The sequence below is a fragment of the Moraxella sp. CTOTU49803 genome (genome assembly GCF_032097965.1).
GTDB classification, from domain to species: domain Bacteria; phylum Pseudomonadota; class Gammaproteobacteria; order Pseudomonadales; family Moraxellaceae; genus Faucicola; species Faucicola tetraodonis.
In genome coordinates this window covers 144,994-161,409 of sequence record NZ_DAMCJP010000001.1, presented here as the reverse complement: position 1 = coordinate 161,409, position 16,416 = coordinate 144,994, and the positions used below count along the sequence as shown (strand labels likewise).

Annotated in this window: 12 protein-coding genes; 10 read left to right on the top strand and 2 right to left on the bottom strand. The window is 44.0% G+C overall.

Annotation, left to right across the window (positions count from 1 at the left end):
- Window positions 1–40 precede the first annotated feature (40 nt).
- Window positions 41–1,150: an alpha/beta hydrolase gene (locus RT422_RS00690; protein WP_313420868.1), complete on the top strand. Its 1,110-nt coding sequence runs from the start codon at window positions 41–43 to the stop codon at window positions 1,148–1,150.
- Here the strand turns inward: RT422_RS00690 and RT422_RS00685 are convergent.
- A complete protein-coding gene (locus tag RT422_RS00685) occupies window positions 1,147–1,725 on the bottom strand; it encodes a TetR/AcrR family transcriptional regulator (RefSeq protein ID WP_313420866.1) in 579 nt (192 codons plus the stop codon). The genes RT422_RS00690 and RT422_RS00685 overlap by 4 nt on opposite strands.
- A gap of 287 nt (window positions 1,726–2,012) precedes the next feature.
- Here RT422_RS00685 and RT422_RS00680 point away from each other — a divergent pair, with 287 nt between their 5' ends.
- The 3 genes from RT422_RS00680 (at window position 2,013) to RT422_RS00670 (ending at window position 8,351) form a co-directional block, all read left to right on the top strand.
- A complete protein-coding gene (locus RT422_RS00680; RefSeq protein ID WP_216635099.1) occupies window positions 2,013–3,395 on the top strand; it encodes an efflux RND transporter periplasmic adaptor subunit in 1,383 nt (460 codons plus the stop codon).
- Window positions 3,396–3,409: 14 nt separating this feature from the next.
- Window positions 3,410–6,682 carry an efflux RND transporter permease subunit gene (locus RT422_RS00675; protein WP_313420864.1) on the top strand — a complete coding sequence of 1,091 codons (3,273 nt, stop codon included), beginning with the start codon at window positions 3,410–3,412 and terminating at the stop codon, window positions 6,680–6,682.
- 76 nt (window positions 6,683–6,758) lie between these two features.
- Complete coding sequence (locus RT422_RS00670; protein WP_313420863.1) at window positions 6,759–8,351, top strand: efflux transporter outer membrane subunit; 1,593 nt, start codon at window positions 6,759–6,761, stop codon at window positions 8,349–8,351.
- Between the two features lie 113 nt (window positions 8,352–8,464).
- Here the strand turns inward: RT422_RS00670 and RT422_RS00665 are convergent, their stop codons facing one another.
- On the bottom strand, window positions 8,465–9,073 hold the full coding sequence (locus tag RT422_RS00665; protein ID WP_082168224.1) for a thioesterase family protein: 609 nt from the start codon (window positions 9,071–9,073) through the stop codon (window positions 8,465–8,467).
- Window positions 9,074–9,223: 150 nt separating this feature from the next.
- Between RT422_RS00665 and hemB the strand changes: the two genes are divergently transcribed.
- The 6 genes from hemB to RT422_RS00635 all read left to right on the top strand — a co-directional run bounded on the left by hemB (window position 9,224) and on the right by RT422_RS00635 (window position 16,415).
- Window positions 9,224–10,228 carry a porphobilinogen synthase gene (hemB, locus tag RT422_RS00660; protein WP_065252352.1) on the top strand — a complete coding sequence of 335 codons (1,005 nt, stop codon included), beginning with the start codon at window positions 9,224–9,226 and terminating at the stop codon, window positions 10,226–10,228.
- A 426-nt stretch (window positions 10,229–10,654) separates the two neighbouring features.
- Window positions 10,655–10,867, top strand: a complete 213-nt coding sequence (locus tag RT422_RS00655; protein WP_313420861.1) for a hypothetical protein — start codon at window positions 10,655–10,657, stop codon at window positions 10,865–10,867.
- 206 nt (window positions 10,868–11,073) lie between these two features.
- The gene (locus RT422_RS00650) at window positions 11,074–13,113 is read left to right on the top strand and encodes a UvrD-helicase domain-containing protein (RefSeq protein ID WP_312522028.1); all 2,040 of its coding nucleotides are present in this window, start codon (window positions 11,074–11,076) and stop codon (window positions 13,111–13,113) included.
- A gap of 399 nt (window positions 13,114–13,512) precedes the next feature.
- Entirely contained in the window at window positions 13,513–14,082 is a 570-nt protein-coding gene (locus tag RT422_RS00645; RefSeq protein ID WP_188875631.1) for a porin family protein, read from the top strand.
- Window positions 14,083–14,269: 187 nt separating this feature from the next.
- Entirely contained in the window at window positions 14,270–14,734 is a 465-nt protein-coding gene (dut, locus tag RT422_RS00640) for a dUTP diphosphatase (protein ID WP_219298918.1), read from the top strand.
- Window positions 14,735–14,846: 112 nt separating this feature from the next.
- Window positions 14,847–16,415 (top strand): phosphomannomutase/phosphoglucomutase, encoded by a 1,569-nt coding sequence (locus RT422_RS00635; protein ID WP_313420858.1) that lies wholly within the window; start codon window positions 14,847–14,849, stop codon window positions 16,413–16,415.
- The last annotated feature ends 1 nt before the right edge of the window (window position 16,416 follow it).

The following is a 16,416-nucleotide window of genomic DNA, read 5'->3' as shown; positions in this document are numbered from 1 at the left end:
ATAGCTTTTTGATGGTTAGCTTTTTAATTATGGATGCTGTATGTCTGATGTTATACCCACTTTATTACCAGATATCAAACAACAAGTTATCGAAGATAAAGCCAAAAAAATTCAAGCGCAATCGGCATTAGACACTATTCAATCACTTGCCACCATCGACCCTGCTAACCCTGCCACCATCGACATTAAATTTCGACCTTCCAAACACGCGGATTTTATGCAAGCCGCCAAGGTGCGCACCCCAAAATATAAATTCTACGTTGAAGTCGGTGGCGACCCTACCCACCCTACCATCGTACTGATTATGGGGCTAGGGGCGCAAAGCTTGGTATGGCCCAATGAATTCTGCTATGCATTAATCACTGCTGGATTTCGGGTCGTGCGATTTGACAATCGCGACATAGGCAAATCCAGTAAGCTTAAGCACAAAAAACTGACCCCCGCTCATGATTCGCCCATTTATAAAGCCAAATTACTGGGCAGATTTGGACTGGGTTTACCGCTTAAAAACCTGCAAACGCCGTATGATTTGTACGACATGGCAGAAGATGCCTATCAACTGCTCAAAATGTTGGGCATCAAAAAATACTTTGTGATTGGTCAATCGATGGGCGGTATGATTGCGCAAATCATGGCGGTGCGTTATCCACACCAAGTAGAAAAATTGGGACTATTATCCACCAGTAACAATCGACCCTTTTCGCGCCCACCCGCTATTGAAGCCATCAAAGCCTTTACCCAGCCACTACCCAAAAGCCAAGATGCTGACGCATTGACCCAGCAGTTCGTGCAGACCATCAAGACTATCGCTAGCCCCGATTACTTTGATGAACAAGCGGCGCTGAGCAAAGCTAAAAAACTGTTTAAACGGCGTTTTTATCCGAAAGGCACGCAGCGGCAGTTACTGGCAATTTTGGCGACGGGGTCACTGGTCGATATTGACAAACAAATCCACCAACCCACCCTCATCATTCATGGCAAACAAGACAAACTCATTCCATTTAGTCATGCCTATTCGCTTGTCAAGCATATTGCGCACAGTCAATTGATACTCATTGATGAGCTCGGTCACGACATGCCCGTGGCACTGGTCGAGGTATTAGCAAGTTATTTTATTAATCATTTTCGTTATGATAGCCAACTGGGCTAGCTTTTTATGATGTCTAGCATTTGTTGCCAATCCACTGGCAAGTTCTTCGGTAATGGCAACTCCCTTTCATAAAAGTATTTCAAACTTGCCATAAAAACAGTTGCCATCATGGTGGCTTGGTAATCAATCGCCTCCGCCGTTAAATAATCTGTCGCCTTTTGTTTCTTAGCCAGTTCAATAAAGTTTTGTTTACCCATCAAAAATATATCATGATAAAGATTGTGGTGTTGGGTACGGATTTTCCACAGGGCGAGCATCTGTTGGCGGCGTTCAAACAGCTTTTGTGAATGATTTTCCATAATTATTTGTAGCATTTGACTATCGGCATTGAGCCTGTCTTGAAATAGCTGGCTGATTTCCTGCTTGAAATCATCAATCATTTGACCTGCCAAATCACCCTTGCTGCTGTAGTATTTATAAAAAGTAGCACGATTAACTTTAGCGCAATCCAAAATTGCTTGGATAGCGATATCATTGTACTCCTGCTCGGACAACAACATAATAAAGGCTTCACGAATGGCTTTATGAGTTTTGACAACACGTAAATCAGGTGACTTATTATGACTTAAAATCATGCGCAAATGCTTCCTTATTAAAAAAATCTATCAATGGCTTTGACATTTTAAAATTTTTATCCATACAAATAAGTGAGAATTGTTGCTTAAACACTTACTTTGTTTAATATTGTCGGTTTCCCAATTGCAGATTTTTTTTTAAAATAACCGCTGCCGATAACTGGTAGTAATTTAGCTATCCTTTAGTTATCCTAAAGTTTTGTATCTTATCGTAAATATTGCGACAACAATGTCGCATTTATTTTATAATATTTTTTTTAAAATTCCCTATTTTTTATGAGGTTGGTATGAGATACCCAGTGTTGTTCATGGTGTCATTAGCGAGTTGTAGCTTATTAATCGGGTGTAATAAGTCAGACACAGCAGCCCAGCAACAAAGTGGCGGCGGTGCAGGAGCACAGGCGCAAATGCCACCCACAATAGTCAATGTACAGCCTGTAACATTCCAGACGATTCCACTTACCAAAGAGTTATCAGGTAAAGTTGTCGCCTATCAACAAGCCACCGTTACGCCGCAAGTGTCAGGTATTATTGACCGCCAGTTGTTTCGCGAAGGCACTTTTGTCAAACAAAATCAGCCGTTATATCAAATCAATACCGATAGCTACACCAGTGTACTTGCCGGTAGTCGCGCAAGCCTTGACCAAAGCCTTGCCAGTGTCAATACCGCAAAAGCCAACTATAATAATGCCTTAGCGGTGCTAGAAACCCGCCAAGCCGAACTTGCGCTGGCTCAAACCAATTTAAACCGTCTAAAACAGCTACGTGGTACTGAGGCTATCTCAAGTCAAGAATATGACCAAGGGGCAACCGCCGTGCGTACCGCTCAAGCAGCGGTTAAAAATGCGCAGGCGCAAGTCGGGGTGGCACAAGCCAATATTGATGCTGCCCAAGCAGCGGCTCGCGGCGCACAACAATCAGTGAATAGCAACCAGCTCACCATGAGCCGTACTGTGGTTAAAGCGCCTATTAGTGGTATCACCAGTCGCTCAAATGTCAATGTCGGTGCGCTTGCCACCGCGGGCACGACGCAGATGGTAACCGTCTCGCAGCTTAATCCAATTTATGTCGATATCAGTCAGTCAGCCGCCGAGTTATTGGCGCTTCGTCAGCAATTTGCGGCTGGTAAACTTAGCACACCGCGTACCGCACAGGTTCAGTTAAAGCTCGCTGATGGCTCAACCTACCCGATGGTGGGGCAACTTCGCTTCGAAGAAGCTAAAGTGGATAGTACCACAGGCACGGTTAATCTGCGTGCGGTATTTAGCAATGATAACTTTGTGTTGTTGCCCGGGATGATGGTGAATGCCCAGTTGATTCAAGGTATTATCAATAATGCGGTATTATTGCCACAAAGTGCCATTAATCGTACAGCCAAAGGTGAATCAACCGTGTATGTGGTTGACGCCAATAATAAAATCCAAGTACGCCCAGTTACGGTTCAAGGTACCCACCAAGGTCAATGGATTGTCACTAGCGGTCTAAAACAAGGTGAGCAAGTGGTGATGGTTGGTGGCGCCAAAGTCAAACCAGATCAGCAAGTCAAAGCCATGCCTTATGTGGCATCGCAGCCAGCCTCAACCGCGGTACCGACCAATGCTTCTACCACGACGACGACCAAAACGACCGTAACAAATAGCTCAACTACCGCCAAAACTGCGCAACCATAAGCACGGGAGATATCATGTCACGCTTTTTTATTGATAGACCCATCTTTGCTTGGGTGATTGCCATGCTCATCATGCTGATGGGTATCTTAGCAATTTTTAAATTACCGATTGAGCAGTATCCACGTATTGCCCCACCTACCATTAGTATCTCAGCAACTTATCCAGGTGCCGCTGCCCAAACCATTGAAGACTCCGTCACTCAGGTGATTGAGCAAAAAATGAAAGGGCTTGATGGATTGATGTATATGTCCTCAAGTTCATCATCAAGTGGCGCTGCGCAAATTACCTTGACCTTTGAGAACGGGACAGATCCCGATACGGCACAAGTCCAAGTCCAAAACAAACTGCAATCTGCCATGAGTTCGCTGCCAGAGATGGTGCAGCGCATGGGGGTCAACGTCAATAAGTCCACGAGTGGCTTCTTGATGGTACTGGCGATGACATCTGAAGATGGCAGTATGGATCGTGCCGATATTGCCGATTATCTCAACTCCAACGTGGTTGACCAGATCAGCCGTGTCGAGGGTGTGGGTAACGTCAACGTGTTTGGCTCTGCGTATGCCATGCGTATTTGGTTAGACCCTGAAAAACTGCGTACCTATGGTTTAATACCCTCGGATATCACCAGCGCAATTCAAGCGCAAAACGCGCAAGTATCAGCCGGTCAGCTAGGACAAACGCCGACTGACGAAGCCCGTCAAGCCATTAATGCCACAGTGACCGTGCAAAGTTACTTACAAACCCCAGAGCAATTTCGTAATATTTTGCTTAAAAGTAACACAAATGGCGCGCAAATTCGCTTGGGCGATGTCGCCAAAGTGGAAATTGGTAGTGAAAGCTACAGCGAGATTGCCCGCTACAATGGCAAAGATGCGGCAGGTATCGGTATCTCACTGTCATCTGGCGCCAATGCTTTAAGCACACGTGATGCCGTAGAAGCCAAACTCAAAGAGCTTGAACCTAATTTTCCTGCGGGCTTAAAAGCCTCAGTTGCCTATGACACCACGCCATTTGTACGTTTGTCGATTGAGGAAGTGGTCAGAACACTTGCTGAAGCGATTGCACTGGTATTCTTAGTGATGTTCTTGTTTTTACAAAGCTGGCGCGCAACGATTATTCCTACGTTGGCAGTACCTGTGGTAATACTGGGTACGTTTGGTATTTTGTACGCATTTGGCTATACCATCAATGTGTTGACGCTGTTTGCCATGGTGTTATCCATCGGTCTATTAGTCGATGACGCGATTGTCGTGGTCGAAAACGTTGAGCGTTTGCTGGAAGAAAATCCAGACATGACGCCACTGGAAGCCACCCGTGAATCGATGCGCGAAATCAGTAAAGTGGTGATTGGTATTGCCTTGATTTTGTCGGCGGTATTTTTACCGATGGCATTCTTTGGCGGCTCAACTGGGGTGATTTATCGACAGTTCTCAGTGACGCTTATCAGCAGCATGGTACTATCTGCCCTAGTTGCCTTGATTTTCACCCCTGCCCTATGTGTGACTATCCTCAAACGCACTAAAGCCCATGACAAACACAGCGGGCATCAGACCGGTTTCTTTGGCGCATTTAATCGCATGTTTATGCGTCTTAGTGAAGGCTATGAAAAATTTGTGGGTCGCAGTATCAAAATGCGCTGGCTATATATGATTCCTTATGCCTTGGTGATTGCGGCATTGGTGTTCTTATTTACCCGTATTCCAAGTTCATTTATTCCCGAAGAAGACCAAGGTGTGCTGTTGACATTGGTGCAACTGCCTGCCGGTAGTACCCAAAATCAAACGCAAGCGGTTATCGAAAAGGTCAACGCCTATTATAAAACCCAAGAAAAAGACCTTGTGCAGTCTGTATTTACGGTCAATGGCTTTAGTTTTGCCGGTCAAGGGCAAAATATGGGATTGGCATTTGTACGCTTAAAAGATTGGGATGAGCGCCCTGGTAAAGAAAATACCGCGCAATCGATTGCCAAACGTGCCATGGGTTATTTTATGACCCAAGTGAATGAAGCCCAAGTATATGCCATTTCACCGCCTGCTATTCAAGGTTTGGGTACGGCAACGGGTTTTGATCTGCAGCTACAAGACTCAGGCAACTTAGGTCACGAAGGCTTATTGCAAGCCCGTAACATGCTACTGGGCATGGCGGCGCAAAATAAACAAGTCAGTGGCGTGCGTCCAAATGGACAAGAAGATTCACCCCAATATAAAGTCAACGTCAATTATGATGCTGCTGCTGCGATGGGTGTCGCGCCGAGCCTGATTAACAGTGTTCTTAGTACCGCTTGGGGTAGTAGCTACGTCAATGACTTTATGGATCGTGGTCGTATCAAAAAAGTGTATATGCAAGGTGAAGCTGAGAGCCGTACCACCCCCGAGGACATCAACAAGTGGTATGTACGCAACAGTGATAATCAGATGATTCCGTTTAGCTCATTTGCTACCGGTGAATGGCAGTATGGTTCACCTACGCTAACGCGTTATAACAGCTTGTCATCGATGAACTTGCAAGGCAACGCAGCGCCAGGACTTAGTACCGGTCAAGCGATGACTGCGATGGAACAAATGATTGCCAAACTGCCAAAAGGCATCAGTTATGAATGGACAGGTTTATCATTAGAAGAGAAAAAATCTGGCGCCCAAGCACCTATGCTGTACGCGATTTCGATTTTCGTGGTGTTCTTATGTTTAGCTGCGCTGTATGAAAGCTGGTCAATTCCCTTTGCAGTGCTGCTTGTTGTGCCACTTGGGGTATTAGGTGCTGCGCTGTTTACCGGTTTACGTGGGCTTTCAAACGATATTTATCTGCAAGTGGGTCTGCTGACCGTTGTAGGTTTATCAGCTAAAAATGCCATTTTGATTATTGAATTTGCCAAAGAACGACAAGATTTGGGACATAGTCTATATGATTCGGTTACTGTCGCTGCTCGCCAACGCTTACGTCCGATTATCATGACATCATTGGCGTTTGGTATTGGTGTGGTACCATTATTTTTGGCAACAGGCGCAGGCTCAGGTAGCCAAAATGCGATTGGTACAAGTGTGTTAGGCGGCGTGGTCAGTGCAACTATCTTGGGGGTGTTCTTTATCCCAATGTTCTATGTGTGGATACGATCACTGATTAAAGGTAACAAACCGCACCACCCCAATGATGGCAATGACGGCAACGTTGGTGACTTACAACCGGTATCACCCTACTCGCCTAATCCTGCTGAACCTGTCGCTGTCACACAGCCCACACAGGTGAGTATCTATAAGCCTGATGATAGTTCACAATCCAACCATCAATAAGACATAAATGGGTAAACATTTTACCCATTTAATCTTTTACAATAACAAACACATTATGTTTATACAGGTAAGTTATATGAATTCTACCTTTCGCCTAGTACCTCTGACTGCTGTAGTAGCTACCCTACTATCGCTCAGCGCTTGTCAAACCATTCCAAAAGCCAAAACTGAACCTGTCGTGGCGCAGCCGCATATCGCAATTAATCAGCCTTATGAGACTTACGACAGTCAGACCGTCAGCGGTACCAATCAGCCGAGCATCGCGTCTCAGCGTTGGCAGGACTTTTATAGCGATGCCAAGCTAAAACAACTGATTCAGTTGGGGTTAGACAACAACAAAGACATCAGTGCCACGATTTTGGCGATTCAAAAAGCCCGCGCACAGTACCAAATCCAAGACATCGCAGATGTGCCTACTATCAATAGTTCTGGCTCATATTCTTACGGTGCAACAAATTCAAGAGATGCGAATCCTAGTAGTACTTACAATGTCGGTCTGGCAATGTCAAGTTACGAGTTTGACTTTTGGGGACGTATTGCGAGCCTCAAAGATGCCGCTTTACAAAATTATCTTGCCACCACTGCTGCCAAAGATGCCGCGCAAATTAGCTTGATTAGTAACATTGCGCAAAGCTATGTGGCATACAGCTATAATCTGGCACAACTGCAACTTGCCAAACAAACCTTAGCCACGCGCCAAGATTCACTTCGCATTAACCAGCTGCGTTTTAAAGCAGGTCTTGATTCACAGCTAACTAGCGTACAAGCCCAAGCGGCGGTTGAAGCCGCCAAAGTGTCTATCGCCCAAGCACAAACCAATTTGTTGACCAACCAAAATGCCCTGCGCTATCTAGTAGGCGCCCCTGTGGATAATAGCCTACTACCCGCAGCGGGCATTAGTAGCATCACTAATAATCGTATTTTTGGCACGGGCTTACCCAGTGATTTATTATTGTATCGTCCTGATTTGCGTCAAGCGGAATATAACTTAAAAGCTGCGGGCGCAAATATTAACGCCGCGCGCGCTGCGTTTTATCCAACGATTAGCCTATCGGGCAATGTGGGTGCGGCCAGTTCAAGCTTAGGCGATTTGTTTAAAACAGGCGCATTTAGCTGGGGTTTTGGACCGAGTGTGAGCTTGCCGATTTTTGATGCAGGTCTACGTAAAGCCAATTACCAAGTGAGTGAAATCGAGCAACAACAAGCGCTAAATACTTATGAAAAAGCGATTCAAACCGCTTTTAAAGAAGTCAATGACGTATTTGCCAATCGCGCAACGTTAAATCAGCAGTTGACCGCGTACAACCAGTCGCTTGCTGCCAACCAAAAATACTATCAAATTGTTCAAGCGCGCTTCAAAGCAGGTTTAGACAATTATTTGGGCGTATTAGATGCACAGCGTTCGATTTATAGCAGCCAACAAAGTATTCTAAATACCAAGCAGTCGCAATTGCTCAGTCAAATTCAGCTATACCAAGTTTTAGGTGGCGGGGTGAGTCGCGATGTACCGCTCGAAACACCCACAGAAAAACATACGAATTTCAGCACCAAGTTGTCACAGGTTGCCAACAATGCCCAGCAAAAAATTACTGATGCAGCCCATCAGCCTGCCCAAGTGACTACTAAAACAACCTCAACAACGACCACCACAACCACAGTCCAACCCTAATACATTAGACCTAGCTCATTAGAGCTAGTGCATTAGATTAGCCGTAAGCTGTTATAGTAAAAAACCCACATCACTGTGGGTTTTTTATGGGTTTTTTACTATAAATGGCTGTTTTAAAATGCATAACTGGCGATGCCATGCGCGATGAGCTTTCCTTCATCATTGACCAACATCATCCGCGTGGTACAGCCTTTGCGTCCCATACGAATTACTTCGGCTGTGACCATAAACTCATGACCGCGCCCAGGGGCTAGATAATCGACGCGCAAATCGACGGTTGCCATGCGTTTGATTTTTTTGGTCTGCTCTTCAAACGTGCCTTGGTCACGACGATAGATTTCCAGCATGCCCTCAAGCCCGCCTATGGTATCTAATAGCGTCGCCGTCATACCGCCATGCAAAATCTCAAAATTTGGATTACCGATGAGGGCAGGATTGGACTTGACCTTACCATATACTCTGCCATCTTCATAATGATAGGTAGTAAAGGTATGCGCCACAAATGGGCTTTGGGACATGATGTTGGCGAGCTGCTGCCCTAGCACATCAATACTAGGTTTGCTGATAGCGTGATGCTCACTGTCTTCATTGAGCTGCAGTTGCGACTCGTTTGCCAAATCAGAATGCTCATCATTTTCTTTAGACGTCGTGTCAGTCATGTTAGTGCTATCAGTCGATGACTGAGCGGCTAATTGATTGGCATTTACAGGGTTTAAACTCACGGCGCCCTCCATGCGTAAGTAGATTGTGGTAAGATAGCTTTTTAAAAAATTATCATTCTAGCAAATTTTGCTTATTTAGCCTTATACAATTTCTGCGTTACTTGATAACGTTACTTAATAATAAGTATCACTCGATAATAAGAGGTTTTTATGAGTTATATTTTTAACCGTTCATTCCCCAATACTCGCTTACGTCGACTACGTTACAACGACAATATCCGCGCCATGGTGCAAGAAACCAGCATTGAACCCAAGCATCTGATTGCGCCCGTGTTTGTCATTGAGGGTAAACAGCAGCGCCAAGCTGTGGCAAGCATGCCAGGCGTTGAGCGTTTGAGCGTGGACTTGCTAATTGAGTATGCCAAGCAACTACTCAGTCTAGGCGTCACCACCATTGATTTGTTCCCTGTCATTAGCCCAAGCCTCAAATCGCTACATGCTGAACACGCCTATGATGAGAACGGTCTTGCCTGCACTGCTATCAAAGCAATTAAAGATGCCTTACCTGAGATGGTGGTGATGACTGATGTGGCGCTTGACCCGTATACCACCCATGGTCAAGACGGTATTGTCGACGACAATGGCTACGTGCTTAATGACATCACCGTTGACATACTCGCCAAACAAGCCCTGAGCCACGCCCGTGCAGGGGCGGATATCATCTCACCAAGCGATATGATGGATGGTCGTATTGCCGCGCTACGCCAAGCATTGGATGGAGAAAATTTTATTAATACCGCCATTATGGCGTATTCTGCCAAATACGCGTCTGCCTATTATGGACCGTTTCGTGATGCCGTCGGCAGCGCAGGCAACCTTAAAGGCGGACACAAAAAACAATACCAAATGGATTTTGGTAATCGCGCTGAAGCCCTGCATGAAGTCGCCCTCGACATCCAAGAAGGCGCTGACATGGTAATGGTAAAACCAGGTCAGCCTTATCTTGATTTGGTACGTGAGGTCAAAGATACGTTCGGCGTGCCGACTTATGCGTATCAAGTATCAGGTGAATATGCCATGCACATGGCGGCGATACAAAACGGCTGGTTAAGCGAGGACGTTATTTTGGAATCGCTGTTAGGGTTTCGCCGTGCAGGTGCTGATGGTATCTTAACTTATTTTGCAATGACAGCTGCCAAGCAGCTCAATCAATAAATATTTTAAAACTTGATTAAAACTAAAGGCGACACTGGTTTATCAATCAGTGTCGCCTTTTTTTGATGTTACATTTATTAACTTAAAAGCATCGAGCGCTATAACGAGTCCTATAAAAACTTACTTAATGTCATAGAGAATAACAAATCTGTTAACTTTAATTATTTTTTTACCCATTTATTTACTAAATATAAACTTAGTTAATCAATCAAATTCATGCACAATAAGTTAAAGTAAAACTACAAACCCTTAATTTTTTATTAGCTTATTAGGGTTGGATTTGCTTTTTGGCATCACTTTTAGCGTTTTGCAATAATTGATTACCTTTGGAAATTATATTTTTGAAAAAAATAAGCAGATAATGGGGTTAATAACAAATAAAAGACGAGCGTGGTATCTGCTAGCTGATTAATCGAGGATAAGATGATGAGTAATGAACCAATTGCTAATAGTTCGATTGCTAATAGCCCAATCAAAAACGCCATGATGGCAGTGGCTATGATGTCATTTTTGGCACTCAGCTTTAAACTTTCCGCTGATTTGACAACGGATACTCAGCCAGCGATAAGTCCGACTGATGCGGTTGTCAGTACCTTAAATCAGCCGAGCCAACAGGTGGTATTGTCTACTCATAATTAATATATTGTTATTAGTTCAATCAATAGAAGATGCGATGCCGCATCTTTTTTTATGCCACTCATTGACAACCACTGGCTTAGCTATTTTTGCACGGATTATTTCTCAAAATTTTACCGCCAACTATGTCCTCATCTTTTGCGCTTTAGACTATAATAGTCGATTGTCCATTTTTTACTGAGCAACTTTTATTAACGGTGGAAGCGACTATGAGCCAATTAAACCCTCGCCAACAAGAAGCCATGCAATATGTCTCTGGACCCTTGCTGGTACTGGCAGGTGCAGGTTCGGGTAAAACATCTGTGATTACCCGTAAAATCGCTTATCTGATTGAAGAATGTCAAATGCCAGCCGAGCGTATCACCGCGGTCACCTTTACCAACAAAGCGGCTCGCGAGATGAAAGCCCGTGTGCAAAAATTATTACCGAGTGACAAAACCAAAGGCTTAACTGTCTCGACTTTTCACCAATTTGGCTTGCAGTTTTTACGTTACGAGTTATTGCATACGCCGCTTAAAGGCAATTTTTCCATCATGGATGCCGAAGATAGCAAGCGGCTGTTGATGGATTTGATGGTGCGAGACAACATGAGCGGTGCTGAGAGCCGCGAATTGGTTGGTAAAGCTATCAAAATGATATCCGATTGGAAAAACGATCTCATCCCCCCTGAAAAGGCAGCGGATACGTTGACTGACCCTGAAGATATGCTATTTGCAACGCTGTATCAACTCTACGAGCGTAACCTACGTGCCTACAATGCGGTGGATTTTGATGACTTAATTGTTATGCCGACACGGCTGTTGCAAGAAAATACCCAAGTACGTGACAAATGGCAAAATCGCATACGCTATCTATTAGTAGATGAATATCAAGACACCAATACCGCGCAATATGAATTGATTAAACTGCTAGTGGGCGTGCAGCCGCGTTTTACGGTGGTGGGTGATGATGACCAATCCATCTATGCATGGCGTGGGGCAAAACCTGAAAATATGGCACTGCTGCAAGAGGATTTTCCCAAATTAAAGGTAGTTAAGCTTGAGCAAAACTATCGCTCTACGTCGCGTATTTTGCACGCTGCTAACTCAGTGATCACCAATAATGAGCATTTATTTGAAAAAAAATTATGGTCAGATAAAGGGCATGGCGAGCTGATTCGCATCATCAATTGTCGTAACGATGATGATGAAGCAGAGCGCGTTGCCAAAGAAATCATCACCCACAAACTTCGCAATGCCAACGAATGGCAAGATTATGCGGTACTGTATCGTAGTAACTTTCAGGCGCGTATGTTGGAAGCACAGCTACGTCAGCTGCAAATTCCTTATAAGTTATCGGGCGGCACGTCGTTCTTTGCCCGTAGTGAAATCAAAGACATCATGAGCTATTTGCGCTTGATTCTAAATCCTGAAGATGACAGTGCCTTTTTACGCATTATCAATACCCCAAAACGTGGGCTTGGACCTGCCAGCCTTGAAAAGCTAGGTTTATTTGCCCAAGAACACCAAGTCTCACTATTGATGGCTAGTGGTCATAGTGGACTGACGCATGTGTTACCCAAAAAAGCCAGTGGCGAGCTTAAAGAATTTGCTGATTTTATTGAGCGTTACACCCAAGAGCTATACCAGCATCCCGACCCTGTGCCGCTCGTCAAACAAATGATTGATGAAACTGGCTATATCGATTTGGTACGAAGCGAAGCAAAAACCCCGCAGCAAGAAAAAATTCGTATTGATAATATCGAAACCCTATACGCCAGTATCCAAAACCTGATTAACCGGGCGGATGATGACGATGATCGCACCATTGATGCAGTCATTCGTAAGCTTGTGTTACTTGATATGCTAGAGCAGCAGCAGGAAGAGGAAAATACCAACAAAGTCAATCTGATGACGCTACACGCCGCTAAAGGGCTTGAGTTTGATTATGTCTATATTATGGGGCTTGAAGAAGAATTATTACCGCATAAAAATTCCATTATTGCTGAATCCATCGAAGAAGAACGACGTTTGATGTACGTGGGGATTACCCGTGCCCGTAAAGAGCTGACCATGACGATGGCTGCACAGCGCCGTGCAGGCGGGCAAATGAAAACCACCACCCCTAGCCGATTTATCGACGAGTTGCCGACAGAACATATCGATGCCCCTGGCATGAAAAAATCAGCGGCAGCGCATCAACCCAAGAAAACCGCAGAGGATTATTTGGCCAATATTCAGGCGTTACTCAAAAGCAAAGCCGCCAAATAATTACTGAATAAAAAAAACGACATAGCAGAAAGGGCGTAAAAAAAGGGCAAAAAAGGTAACTTTAAGCCCTTTTTTTATTGAAAAACAGCCTGTATGACAAAGATTTGACCCAATCACCCAAGTAAATGTAACTAAATATTTCTTGGAAAACAGGTGTTTGATAGGAGATGTAACAAAAAATTTCAAATAGGTAGCTTAGTTACCTTTTTGGCAAATTTCATTTCATAATTTAACGTCCGACCTGTTAAACACCGACAGTAATCTAAATTTATTTTGCTATGATGGCTTTAACAAAACAAGCAGGGCAATATTTGAATTTCACAGATTCAAATTAACTTAACTAATAATTTTACATGGCTTGTTGTGATACTTTTCAAAAAACTTCTAAAGGAGAAGATGATGAAAACTTTAAATAAAACCCTTTTAGCTTTAGTGGCAGGTACTGTCGTGACTGCAGGTGCAAACGCTGCCTTATACCAAACCAATACCACTGGCTATACCGGTCAACCTTATGTCGGTGTCAAAGCGGGTCAATTTAATACTGATGTTGATAGTCTTGATGCTGACAACCAAACGGCTTATGGTGTATATGCAGGCTATAACTTTACCCCTAACTTTGGTGCAGAAGTTGAATATGTGGATTCTTCAAAAGAAGACCTAAAATATAGCGGTACGAAAGTTGGTGAAATTAGCACTAACACGGCTGGTTTATATGGTACTTATAAGTACCAATTCCCAGCATCGAATGTTTACGCCAAAGGTAAACTAGGTATTGCGCAAACACAAGTTGATGATGGTGATGATAAATATGATGAGTCAGGTCTTGCAGGTGGTGTCGGTTTAGGTTATAACCTTTCGCCAAATGCATCTGTAGAAGCTGAATATACGCGTTTGCCTTCAGTTGACGTAACAAATAATGTTTCAGTGGATTCAGACCTAGTCACTGTCGGTGCTCACTATAAATTCTAATTGAATTGATAGATCAATAGTGAATAAAAAAGAGTAGCCTATGGCTGCTCTTTTTTTTGGTTTCTTTTTTGGGTTAAGAAAACTTACCTTGGTATTCGCTTAGTATTTACTCAGTATCGTGCCATTTAGGTTTATAATATAGTGGTTTTTATACATTTTTTTATAAATTTAAGAAAAGTTGGTAAGCATGAAGCAAGTACAAGTCAAGATTTTAAACCCCAAAATTGGGAATGATGATAAATTTCCCCTACCTCATCGCGCGACAGACGGCTCGGCGGGCATAGATTTGCGTGCTTGTATCGATGAGCCTATCAGCATAAAAGCTGGTGAAAGCCAGTTGATTGGTACAGGACTCGCCATTTATATTCAAGACCCTGATTATGTGGGTTTTATCATGCCGCGCTCAGGGCTTGGGCATAAGCATGGTATCGTACTAGGTAATCTGACGGGTGTGATTGATGCTGATTACCAAGGCGAATTAATGGTCTCCATTTGGAACCGTAGTCAAACCGATTATGTCTTACAACCTGGTGAAAAAATGGCGCAGTACTTGGTCGTGCCGATTGCACGTCCAACCTTTGAAATTGTCGGCGAATTTTCTGATATCAGCGTACGCGGTGAAGGCGGTTTTGGTTCCACAGGCACCCATTAATTGTTACTGTTTTCTCATTTTTTTTTAACAATTTATAACAGAGTATTTAATTATTTTGCCAAATTTCAATGCTATGATTTTGGTAGTATAAAATCAGTTAGATGTTTTTTTTATGGATACTCTGTTTATTCATCCTTTTTTTCCGCAAAAATCTCTCTTTAAAGCTTATGATATTCGTGGTGATGTCACCTTATTTACCGATGATTTTGTGTGGTCATTGGCAAGGGCGTTTGCCGAGCTCTTTGTCTATGCTCACCAAACGACAGCAACAACGCCAACGTTAGCGGTGAACAAGCCTACGGTTGTCATCGGGTACGATGCTCGCCACCAAAGCCAAGAAATTGCCAAATGTATCGCCTATGCTTGCCAGCAAGCCGGTCTAGTGGTGCAGTGGTTGGGACTGACAACCACACCGATGATGGCATTTATGGCACAGCAATTTTCCGGTAATGGGCTGATGGTCACCGCCAGTCATTCGCAAAAGCATATCAATGGCATTAAATGGCTCATCAATCATGAGTCGCCGAGCGGTGATGATGTGCAGCAGCTTTATGAGGCTTTAATTGGCTACAAAGCCATGGTACCTGATGACAGGCTTATTGATGCCATCAGGCAAACTACTTATACAACGCCCAAGGATTTTTTTGCAACTTATATCCAGGCTATCGAGCAGGCTTTTACTCACATCAATCAAGCTAAACTCACTCAAACTACCTATTTTCATGCACCTCAGCAAATTGTCATCGACTGTATGCATGGTGCGACCAGTGACTTTGCCCAAACTTTATTTAGCCAGCTTGGCTATCGTTGCATCATGCTAAACGCCTCCCCCGATGGCAATTTTCCCCAAGGCAACCCAGACCCAACGCAATCCAATCGCTTGACGCAGTTAGCTCAAACAGTCAAAGCTACAGGCTCAGATATCGGCTTGGCGTTTGATGGTGATGGCGATCGGGTGATGGTAATTGATGCACAGGGTCAGATGATTAGCCCTGACAATTTGCTTTATCTACTCTCTCGCATTGCCATTGAAGAATTGCCCAGTGTGGACACATCAATTGCTAAAAAAGTCATTTTTGATGTCAAATGCTCGCATCATGTACCCAATCTCATCGCTTCGCATGGCGCCGCCCCGATGATGACCAAAACTGGCAGTAGCTTGATGCGAAAGTCGCTACAAAACAAATCAGACAACGCGATTTTTGCAGGTGAATTATCAGGTCATTTTATTTTTAACGATGGTTATTTTGTGCTGCATGACGATGCCATGTATGCGGCTGCCCGCTTGCTCAATTGGCTGAGCCATCAACCTATCAGCCTTAACGATATCCTAGCGAGTTTGCCCACTTGCATTAGTACGGCGGATATGTACCTACCTATTGCGGATAACCATTATGGTCAAACCGTTATTGCCCGTATCACGGCACTGGGGAAAAAGCCGTTTAAACGATTAAAATCCTCATTTGCGGTCAAAAATGTCAATACGATTGATGGGTTACGCTTGGATTTTGCGGAGGGATTTGGTATTTTACGCAAGTCAAATACGGGCAGTTTTTTGACCGTGCGTTTTTCTGCCAATGACGTCGCTGAGCTGCGGCATATTCAATCTATTTTTGTTGACTTATGTCGTACGATTGATGACAATCTTGCCGAACAAGTCGCACAAATTCAGCCTGTATAAA

What these genes read in the sequence shown, in the direction of transcription:
- RT422_RS00685 (WP_313420866.1), bottom strand. Translation starts at nt 1,725, where the DNA reads ATGATTTTAAGTCATAATAAGTCACCTGATTTACGTGTTGTCAAAACT.
- RT422_RS00690 (WP_313420868.1), top strand. Translation starts at nt 41, where the DNA reads ATGTCTGATGTTATACCCACTTTATTACCAGATATCAAACAACAAGTT.
- dut (WP_219298918.1), top strand. Translation starts at nt 14,270, where the DNA reads ATGAAGCAAGTACAAGTCAAGATTTTAAACCCCAAAATTGGGAATGAT.
- RT422_RS00645 (WP_188875631.1), top strand. Translation starts at nt 13,513, where the DNA reads ATGAAAACTTTAAATAAAACCCTTTTAGCTTTAGTGGCAGGTACTGTC.
- RT422_RS00670 (WP_313420863.1), top strand. Translation starts at nt 6,759, where the DNA reads ATGAATTCTACCTTTCGCCTAGTACCTCTGACTGCTGTAGTAGCTACC.
- hemB (WP_065252352.1), top strand. Translation starts at nt 9,224, where the DNA reads ATGAGTTATATTTTTAACCGTTCATTCCCCAATACTCGCTTACGTCGA.
- RT422_RS00650 (WP_312522028.1), top strand. Translation starts at nt 11,074, where the DNA reads ATGAGCCAATTAAACCCTCGCCAACAAGAAGCCATGCAATATGTCTCT.
- RT422_RS00655 (WP_313420861.1), top strand. Translation starts at nt 10,655, where the DNA reads ATGAGTAATGAACCAATTGCTAATAGTTCGATTGCTAATAGCCCAATC.
- RT422_RS00635 (WP_313420858.1), top strand. Translation starts at nt 14,847, where the DNA reads ATGGATACTCTGTTTATTCATCCTTTTTTTCCGCAAAAATCTCTCTTT.
- RT422_RS00680 (WP_216635099.1), top strand. Translation starts at nt 2,013, where the DNA reads ATGAGATACCCAGTGTTGTTCATGGTGTCATTAGCGAGTTGTAGCTTA.
- RT422_RS00675 (WP_313420864.1), top strand. Translation starts at nt 3,410, where the DNA reads ATGTCACGCTTTTTTATTGATAGACCCATCTTTGCTTGGGTGATTGCC.